Here is an 8,314-nt window from a genome sequence, read left to right as displayed (position 1 = left end):
TAACATGCCGGCTGCAGATGGAATCAGCTGCAGCCTATTGTAAAAAAACGTTTGCAGCGCTCTGCCGACACTTTCAAAAAATGTATTATTTTTCTGCTGCTGGCAAGTCAAATTGAATGCCCTGCGCCAGGGGTAATTCCTCTCCGTAGTTGATGGTATTGGTCACCCTGCGCATGTAATTTTTCCAGGCATCGGAGCCGCTTTCCCGGCCGCCACCGGTATCTTTTTCCCCACCAAAAGCACCACCAATTTCCGCGCCGGAGGTGCCGATATTAACGTTGGCAATACCGCAATCAGAGCCTCTGGCGCTTAAAAAAACCTCGGCTTCGCAAAGATCTTGGGTAAAAATAGCGGAAGATAATCCCTGCCTGACACTGTTGTGTAATGTTATCGCCTCCTCTAATGAAGAGTAAGTCTGTATATATAACAGCGGAGCAAACGTTTCCTGCTGTACGATCTCGGCCTGTGCATCAATTTCCACAATGGCAGGAGTAATGTAAAAACCGCCTCCCTGATTAGTTTTTATTGTTTTGCCACCGGTAAGCAGTTTACCGCCCTGCTCGACCGCCGTCTTGATACTTGCCTGCATCATATCTATTGCCCGCTGATTGATCACCGGTCCCATCAGGTTATTATCATCAAAGGGATCGCCAATTTTCACTGATGCATAAACATTTTTAAGTTGAGAGACAATCTGTTCTTTTATGCTCTGATGCACAATCAGTCGTCTCAGCGTAGTGCAGCGCTGGCCACTGGTACCTAAGGCGGAAAAGGTAATCGCACGTATTGCCAGTGCTAAATTCGCACTTGGGCAGACGATCATGGCATTATTGCCGCCTAATTCCAATAATGAGCGCCCCATTCTTGCCGCGACCCTCGGTCCCACTGCCCGCCCCATTGCGCAGGAGCCGGTGGCAGAAACCAGGGCAATCTTTTGATTATCAATAAGCGCCTCTACCTGCGCTTTTTCACCGAAAACAATACTGCTTATGTCCGTATTTCCACCAAACTCTTTCATCGCGGAAAGTAATAGCTGATGACAGGCTAACGCACTCAAAGGACACTGGCTTGAAGGTTTCCAGATCAAGCTGTTGCCACAAATCAGAGCGAGAGTCGCATTCCAGCCCCATACCGCCACGGGGAAATTAAAGGCAGTGATCACTAAGACAGGTCCAATAGGGTGCCACTGTTCCATCATGCGATGCTCTTTTCTTTCTGTTGCGATGGTTAAACCATGCAGTTGCCTGGACAAACCGACTGCAAGATCACACATATCAATCAGCTCCTGCACCTCACCCAAACTTTCCTGAAAAGGTTTCCCCGCTTCCAGGGTGATTATCCAGGCCAGTTTTTTTTTGAATTTTCTCAGCTGCTGCGCAAATAAACGTACCAGCTCTCCTCTTTTCGGCGCTGGTAACTCCCGCCACGCTAAAAAGCTCTGGTAGGCACTATCCACAACTGAACCTATCTGTGCTTTATCAGCAAGTTCAATTGACGCAAATGGCTTACCATCATTCGGACAAATTACCTTTACCTGCTGTTTATTTTCAAGCCGCGTCTCTCCGATATAAGCGCAGCCATATTGCTGGTGTTTATCATAAAATTGGTCAAGGGCTGCTTTTATCGCTTTAGTATGCATAGTGATAACCTCTGTTAGATGGTAGTGCCGCTGCTTAACTCCGCATCACGATAGGGTTTGGCAAACTCATTATTTAAAAAAGATTGCGCATCCAGCGTTTCCTGTTCGACAAACCCCTGTTTTGGTTTTTTGTCATGCATCATCAAATCCAGAGTGGTCACGGCGGCACTGGCGGTGGCGATCTGAATCGCACTCAAGGAGTCGCTATGGTGCAGCAAAAAGGTGCGGCTGCGCTGCTGCAGTCGGTGACCGACGTAACCTGTTGCAACCACGGAAACAAGCACTAAATCCTGGCGGGTGGTGGCCACTGCATTTTCTAATATCTCCATTAACATCTTACGTTGCTTACCCTCTTCCCCTAAGCGCAGATCCCGAAAAAGAAAGCGCATCAGTTGACAATGCCCCGGATAACGGATCGTTTTGTAGGTCATCTCGCGCAAGTGGCCGTCGAGCGAGTGGCAAAGATTGGCAAGCCCGCCGGAGGTATTGAATGCTTCAAACTGCATCCCGGAAACAGAAAATAGTTCGTGGCCCTCAAGCGGCTCAAGCAGGGTATGCTTGTAATTTTTTATCGCCTGGCAGGGATTCGCATACTCGTTTATCAGCCCCTGCGTACTCCAGGTCAGATTATACATCATCTGATTGCAGGGAAAGGCCGGCAGTGCACCGACCCTTAGCTTTAAGGTGTCCAGCTGATCAAAATACTTACGGAAACTGTAACCCAGAATATTAATAAACCCCGGGGCGACACCGCACTGCGGCACAAACACTTGCCCTTTCACTGCGTGCCGGGCTATCTTCTTGATCACCTCTGTCGAGCGAACATCTTCGGTCAGATCAAAATAACTGCAGCCGTTGTCCAAAGCCGCTTGAGCAACCCCGGGGTTATCACGAAAACTGAGTGCGGATAACACCGCATCCTGATTGGCTAATAGAGAAGAAAAATCATTATCCTTAATAAGCCGGGTGGTAAACATAGAGGCGTAACGCGCCACGGTTTGCGGATCGCTATCTCCGCCGGTGACCTCATAATTTTGATGCTCACTGAGGATCTGCGCGATTGTTCCGCCAATACGGCCAAGGCCGAATACCACAATACGTTTAGTCACGGGACTCTCCACTGTTAGTCGACTCGAAAATCTTATCGGCACTGTCGGGGACAAACCCCTGAAACAGCTGACCATCTTTTTGTTTAAAACGCTGCGCAAATTCATAGTAGCAGCTGCTAATCTGCTGCCGTCCGGCATCTTTAAAATCAACAAATTGCTTGTCAGCCATGGTAGCCGCCTGAATCAGCAAATCACCCTCTGTTCCTTTTATCAGGCCGCCTGCCGCATTGAGTTTGTAGCCGTTTTTTTGTAGCAGTTCCACTACCTGAGAAAGCTGTTGATATTTGCGAAAGTGGTTAACAAAAAGAGTAAAGTGGTTTGCCCTTATCCCCCAGACCGAAAGCCAGGCAGCATATTCAGACTCATCGAGTAAACTAAGATAATCGGCATAGCTCGGCAAAGCCCATAACCGCCCGCAGCTTAAACGCGACTTTCCGTGGGCAAGCGGTGCTGATTTAAGCTGATTAATAATATTTTCAATTATGCTTTGCGCCCGCCCGGAGAGCTCCTGCCAAAGCAGTTCACTGATAAATATTTTGGTCGGTGATTCGGGATGCACATAACAACAGGCATCCAGCTTTTTCTCGACAAAATGGTAAGAATCCAGATGCCGGTAGCCCAGAGCAAATATTTCTTTTTCTAAGTGTTTGATGGAAATATCACAATTCGCCAGGGTACGAAAAGCAATATGGTCATTGATCAGGACTTCACCTTCACTTTCAAACAAGCGGTGAATAGCCTGCGCCTGCGGGCTGATAGCGCTGTATTGTTGCCAAAGCCGATCAAAAAAAGCATTAAGTGCGGTCATAGTTCACCCCGATATTGCAGTGCCTTTAGCAGTCATTTCTACCTAATAAGATAGGCGAACATAACGCTATTATCCACTTCACGCGGTTCGTCATGTCCAACATCGGGGTTAAAATCAGTAATCACTTTTTATAATTTTGGGTTAATAGGGTGATGCGAAAACCTGCGTCCAATAACTACCGTAATATGCCGAACTATTGCTTACCTGGGCGGCAGCCATTTCTGTAAAATCAGCACTCATCATATTTAAACAATGGCCCGGGCTTGATAACCTGCGTCACTAATCCGCTGGCCAGAACCGTTACCGTCTAAACCGCGATGATCAAAAAAATCTTTTTTTGCCATATTATTCGCATGGACAAAGGCTGCCTGTTGTAATTTATTATTCCAGGTTAACGGTGCAACAGGCGGCATTTTCTTGCCTCCACAGTGCGTCCCTCGTGCCCGAATCCTATTAACCTCAGACAACATCTCCTGCTCAAATGTTGGTGATGGATCATATTCAATATTGGGGGAGGCCTTGGATGCCGTTACAGACTCTGTTAGTTGCCCTGCTGCAGGCTGAGAAGAAACTGTGATCGGGGCATTCTCAACAGGATAGCCAATCCCTTGCGTACAGGCAGTCAGTAATAGCCCTGCCGCAGCCACTGCGAAAGTTGGTATAATCAATAAACGCATAACCACTCAACACTCGTTTCAACTGTATAAAAAACAAACAGCAAATATAATGAAAAGCACAGTAACAATGCAAGTACAAAGACTATTAAACTCAAAAATGGGAGCACTATCTAATCAGCAGTGTTAGTGCTACTTGACCCCTGCGCCACGGAGCATGCTAGCGAGTGCTGCAAATATCGCATTAACCATCTGTTTTAATTACTCTGGTTAACGTATTATCTCTATTTAACCTCAGTTATGGATAATGGAATCGTAATTTTCTTTAATATCAACGCATTAAAGTTTTGTATTATACAGTGCTGTTAGTTTTGTGGAGTTCAAGGCAAATCATCGAAGCAATAGCTGGCTATTGGGAGATGATTTAACGCAGAAATACGCGAACATAACCGTGTTGTATCGATTTGCTTATCCTGAATTGAGGGGATTTATAAAACTAAGCTTTTCCTTGTAATTCCAGTGCGCCCAGCCTGTAAATGGATGCGGATGTTATTCTTGCTGAGATTTAAATTGGTTAATAAACTTTTTGGTTAAAGCTGCAAAAATTGATTCGCTGCTACCCTTTTACAGTGAGATTTAGGTTAATGAAAATTCAGAGCAAACTCTTTTTAATGCTGTTCAGCTTGAACTTGCTGCTGGTGACGGGATTGGTTTTTCTGCTGCAGTGGAGCATCGGCAAGGGCATGGTTGAATACGTGAACAGCAAAGAGGTTGAAAGCTTAAAACCTTTAGTTACTGAGCTTGCGCAGGTGTACCAGAAAGACAACAACTGGTTGACAATACAGGGACAGAGCAGAAAATTTGACGAGCTGATATTTGCAACACTTAAAGACACAGTATTTATTCCCCCGCACACCCGGCCGCCCTCTCCACCACCGCCCCCCGTAAACAACCGCTCAGAGATATTTACCTCAGAAGATGCGGAATTATTGCATGCACCGCCCGGTCGCCCGGCAAACTATGCCTTACTTGATACGGATAACACCCTTATTGCCGGACGCTACAGTGACGATTTTGAATACAGTATAAACGCGATTACGGTAGATAAAATAACGGTTGGTTTTTTAGCCGTTTCCAAACGCAATGAACTTACTCAGGGTTATGAATTAGACTTTATCGAGCAGCAGCAGAGTTATTTCTGGATCATTGCATTGGCCGCCATATCGTTAGCGGCTCTAGTCACGCAGCCACTTGCCCGACATTTAGTTGAACCTATTAAGCAGATTGCACGGGGCATGCATAAGTTAACCCAGGGTGACTACCGGCAAAATATAGATCTGCACCGGCAGGATGAACTGCAGGAGTTAAGTCGGGATTTTAATGAACTGGCTTTAACACTGAACGGAAATGACAGTGCCCGAAAGCGCTGGTTAGCCAATATATCCCATGAACTGCGCACACCAGTGACTATTTTACGCGGTGAATTAGAGGCGATGCTCGATGATGTCAGGCCGCTTAACAAAAAAAATATCGCCTCCGTGAACGAGGAAGTTAAACACCTGCAAAATCTGATTGATGACCTGCACCAGCTAACCAGTGCGGATATCGGAGGGATGCATTATCGCAAAAAACAAGAAGATCTGGTTGCACTGCTTAACGCGGAAAAAGATAAATACAGCAGTTACCTTGCCGACGCGGGGATAGCACTAGAAGTTGGTATAGAGGCGCCATCGCTAACGGTTTTTGCAGATCGCACCAGGTTATACCAGCTGTTTGAAAATATTATTAATAACAGTATTAAATATGCGCAGGCAAACGTTGTTAGAATCACTCTGGGCAGAGATACCACCTTTGCCTCCCTGGCAGTGTTAAAAATTGAAGATGATGGCGAGGGGGTTGGTGAACAGCATTTTCCCCACCTGTTTGAACATCTGTACCGCGTTGACAACTCTCGCAACCGAAAAACGGGTGGCGCAGGAATAGGCTTGTCTATCTGCGCGCATATTGTTGCCGCGCATCAGGGGGAAATTACAGCGCAGCAATCTGACTTAGGCGGATTGGCGATTATCATAACACTGCCGCTGAGCGAATAAAAAAGAGAAAATAAAATGTCAAATTCCATATTGATCGTCGAAGATGAAATAAAGCTTGCTAATTTATTAAGCGACTATTTTAACCTCACAGAGTATCAGCCGCATCAAATCCACCACGGAGATGAAGTGATTGCCTGGGTGAAGGAGCATCAGCCTAAGGCCATTTTATTAGATATTATGCTGCCGGGGAAAGATGGTATAACGCTGTGCCGGGAGATTCGCCAATTTTCCAATATTCCGATACTGATGGTGACAGCCAGAGTGGATGAAATAGACCGCCTGTTAGGGCTGGAGCTCGGTGCCGATGACTATATCTGCAAGCCCTTTAGTCCCAGAGAAGTGGTCGCCAGAGTCAAAGCGGTTTTAAGAAGAACCCCCTCCCCGGAGGGCTGCGAGACAGGGCTGGTGCTTGATGAGCACCGTTTTATAGTGAGTTATCAAGGTCAGGAGGCCTCACTGACCTCGGTCGAATTTCAATTGTTAAAACCCTTGGCCGACAAGCCGGGGCGTATCTTCACGCGCGCGCAACTGATGGATAATATGTATTCTGATCAGCGTATTGTCAATAACAGAACGATTGACAGTCATATTAAAAAATTACGGAAAAAATTAGCCGCTATCAGTCAGGGGATTGATTTTATCCAGTCCGTTTACGGTGCGGGTTACCGCCTGCTTTTACCATAGAGCGTCATATATACCCATGATACTTTAAGATGCAAAGTCAACAAGGCAAATGGTGCCGAGATGCCAGGCATAAAATTGAAGTATAGTTATTCTACAGAGAGATTTTATAACATGCGGGGCGCAGGCTCGAAAGCCAGCTCTGCGGGCAACAATCGAAAAGGAAATAACCATTTAAGGTGCTAAGTGCTTGTATTTACACCTACCGATAGTGGATTAACGAAGTTAATCTCACGAAAGGTTCTCATGTTGCGCCTTGATCTGGTCTCCGAGCTCGTGCCTGGTAAAGCATTTTCGAGCAGCCTGGGTGCAGTTTAATCTTTCATTATTTTCCTCATTGTTTACACATTATTTGCGATTTTTATTGTTAATCTATAAACAATTACTTTTATAACTACAGGAAAAAATAATGGATATTCGTTCTAACGCAATATTGGCGATGATTCTTGGTCTGGCGATTTCAAGCCAGGTTTGCGCATCAGGTAATGAACGTGGAAATGGTGATATGCCACCACCACCGCCAAGCTTTTCATCAATAGACAGCGATGGTAACAGTGAAATAAGTGTTGAGGAGTTCTCCGCACAAGACTTGCCTCAGGGTGATCCTGAGACGATTTTCTCAGAAATAGACAGCAACGATGATGGTGTTATCAGCGAAGAGGAGTTTGCCTCTCACAAGCCGCCTCGTCCGCAGCAGCGTCAGTAAAAAAAATTGGCTATGCGTATATCCTGTGTGCATAGCCAATATACTGTATTAGGATCTGTAAAGGTTTTTCAGTTTCTTAAACCTGTTTTAATTGCCTTTTTCTGAAATTTAGCTTTTAACCGCTTCATTACCGGTAATAGCCTGCTTAAAGCTATCCATTTGCTGTACAAGCGTGACACTGTTTTCAGCTACAAAATTGACATGACCAAGTTTGCGTTGCGGTTTAACTGATTTATTGTACCAATATAGTTTTGAGCACGCCGAAAGGGACTCAAATGGCGGTTTTTCTGTGCCGATTAAATTAATCATAGCAACGCTAGCAAGCTGTTTTACACTGCCTAATGTTAAGCCGGCAAGCGCTCTGACATGATTTTCAAATTGACATGTGACACTGCCCACTTGTGTCCAGTGTCCGCTGTTGTGCCCCCGAGGCGCTAACTCAATAGCCGACATTTCCAGCAGCACAACAAACAGTGGAATATAAGCTTCGTCAGCAATATTTTTTGCTTCAAGAAAAGCCACTGCGACGGCATAAGTGCCAACGCTCACTGAACCATAGTGTGCCGCAATAGAGGTGCATCCTGTCGTTTTAATAAACCGATGTAATAAAGAATCGGGAAGGCGATTAAGGGTAACAATAAACCCAAAAATAGAATATAGATTG

General features: G+C 45.6%; 8 protein-coding genes. 3 read left to right on the top strand and 5 right to left on the bottom strand.

All coding sequences use genetic code 11. From position 1 onward, the window contains the following. Positions 1-85: 85 nt before the first annotated feature. From ABZA00_RS15405 to ABZA00_RS15390, 4 genes are all read right to left on the bottom strand, one after another. On the bottom strand, positions 86-1,639 hold the full coding sequence (locus ABZA00_RS15405) for an aldehyde dehydrogenase family protein (protein WP_372883043.1): 1,554 nt from the start codon (positions 1,637-1,639) through the stop codon (positions 86-88). Positions 1,640-1,653: 14 nt separating this feature from the next. Continuing rightward, complete coding sequence (locus ABZA00_RS15400) at positions 1,654-2,748, bottom strand: saccharopine dehydrogenase C-terminal domain-containing protein (RefSeq protein WP_372883042.1); 1,095 nt, start codon at positions 2,746-2,748, stop codon at positions 1,654-1,656. Beyond that, entirely contained in the window at positions 2,741-3,556 is an 816-nt protein-coding gene (locus tag ABZA00_RS15395; RefSeq protein ID WP_372883041.1) for a DUF1338 domain-containing protein, read from the bottom strand. The genes ABZA00_RS15400 and ABZA00_RS15395 overlap by 8 nt, the downstream gene beginning before the upstream one ends. 245 nt (positions 3,557-3,801) lie before the next feature. Continuing rightward, a complete protein-coding gene (locus tag ABZA00_RS15390) occupies positions 3,802-4,233 on the bottom strand; it encodes a CAP domain-containing protein (RefSeq protein ID WP_372883040.1) in 432 nt (143 codons plus the stop codon). A 581-nt stretch (positions 4,234-4,814) separates the two neighbouring features. Here ABZA00_RS15390 and ABZA00_RS15385 point away from each other — a divergent pair. The 3 genes from ABZA00_RS15385 to ABZA00_RS15375 all read left to right on the top strand — a co-directional run bounded on the left by ABZA00_RS15385 (position 4,815) and on the right by ABZA00_RS15375 (position 7,650). Beyond that, positions 4,815-6,263: an ATP-binding protein gene (locus tag ABZA00_RS15385; RefSeq protein ID WP_372883039.1), complete on the top strand. Its 1,449-nt coding sequence runs from the start codon at positions 4,815-4,817 to the stop codon at positions 6,261-6,263. 15 nt (positions 6,264-6,278) lie between these two features. After that, a complete protein-coding gene (locus ABZA00_RS15380; protein ID WP_372883038.1) occupies positions 6,279-6,947 on the top strand; it encodes a response regulator in 669 nt (222 codons plus the stop codon). Positions 6,948-7,353: 406 nt separating this feature from the next. Then, the gene (locus tag ABZA00_RS15375) at positions 7,354-7,650 is read left to right on the top strand and encodes an EF-hand domain-containing protein (protein WP_372883037.1); all 297 of its coding nucleotides are present in this window, start codon (positions 7,354-7,356) and stop codon (positions 7,648-7,650) included. Between the two features lie 108 nt (positions 7,651-7,758). Here ABZA00_RS15375 and ABZA00_RS15370 read toward each other — a convergent pair. Next, positions 7,759-8,314, bottom strand: a 556-nt coding sequence (locus ABZA00_RS15370) for a sodium-dependent bicarbonate transport family permease (RefSeq protein ID WP_372883036.1), incomplete at its 5' end; no start/stop codon positions are given.

Origin of the sequence: Psychromonas sp. (genome assembly GCF_041586535.1) — a bacterium.
Classification (GTDB): domain Bacteria; phylum Pseudomonadota; class Gammaproteobacteria; order Enterobacterales; family Psychromonadaceae; genus Psychromonas.
Note: the sequence above shows the minus strand (reverse complement) of the source record. Positions and strands in the feature narration are given on the sequence as shown.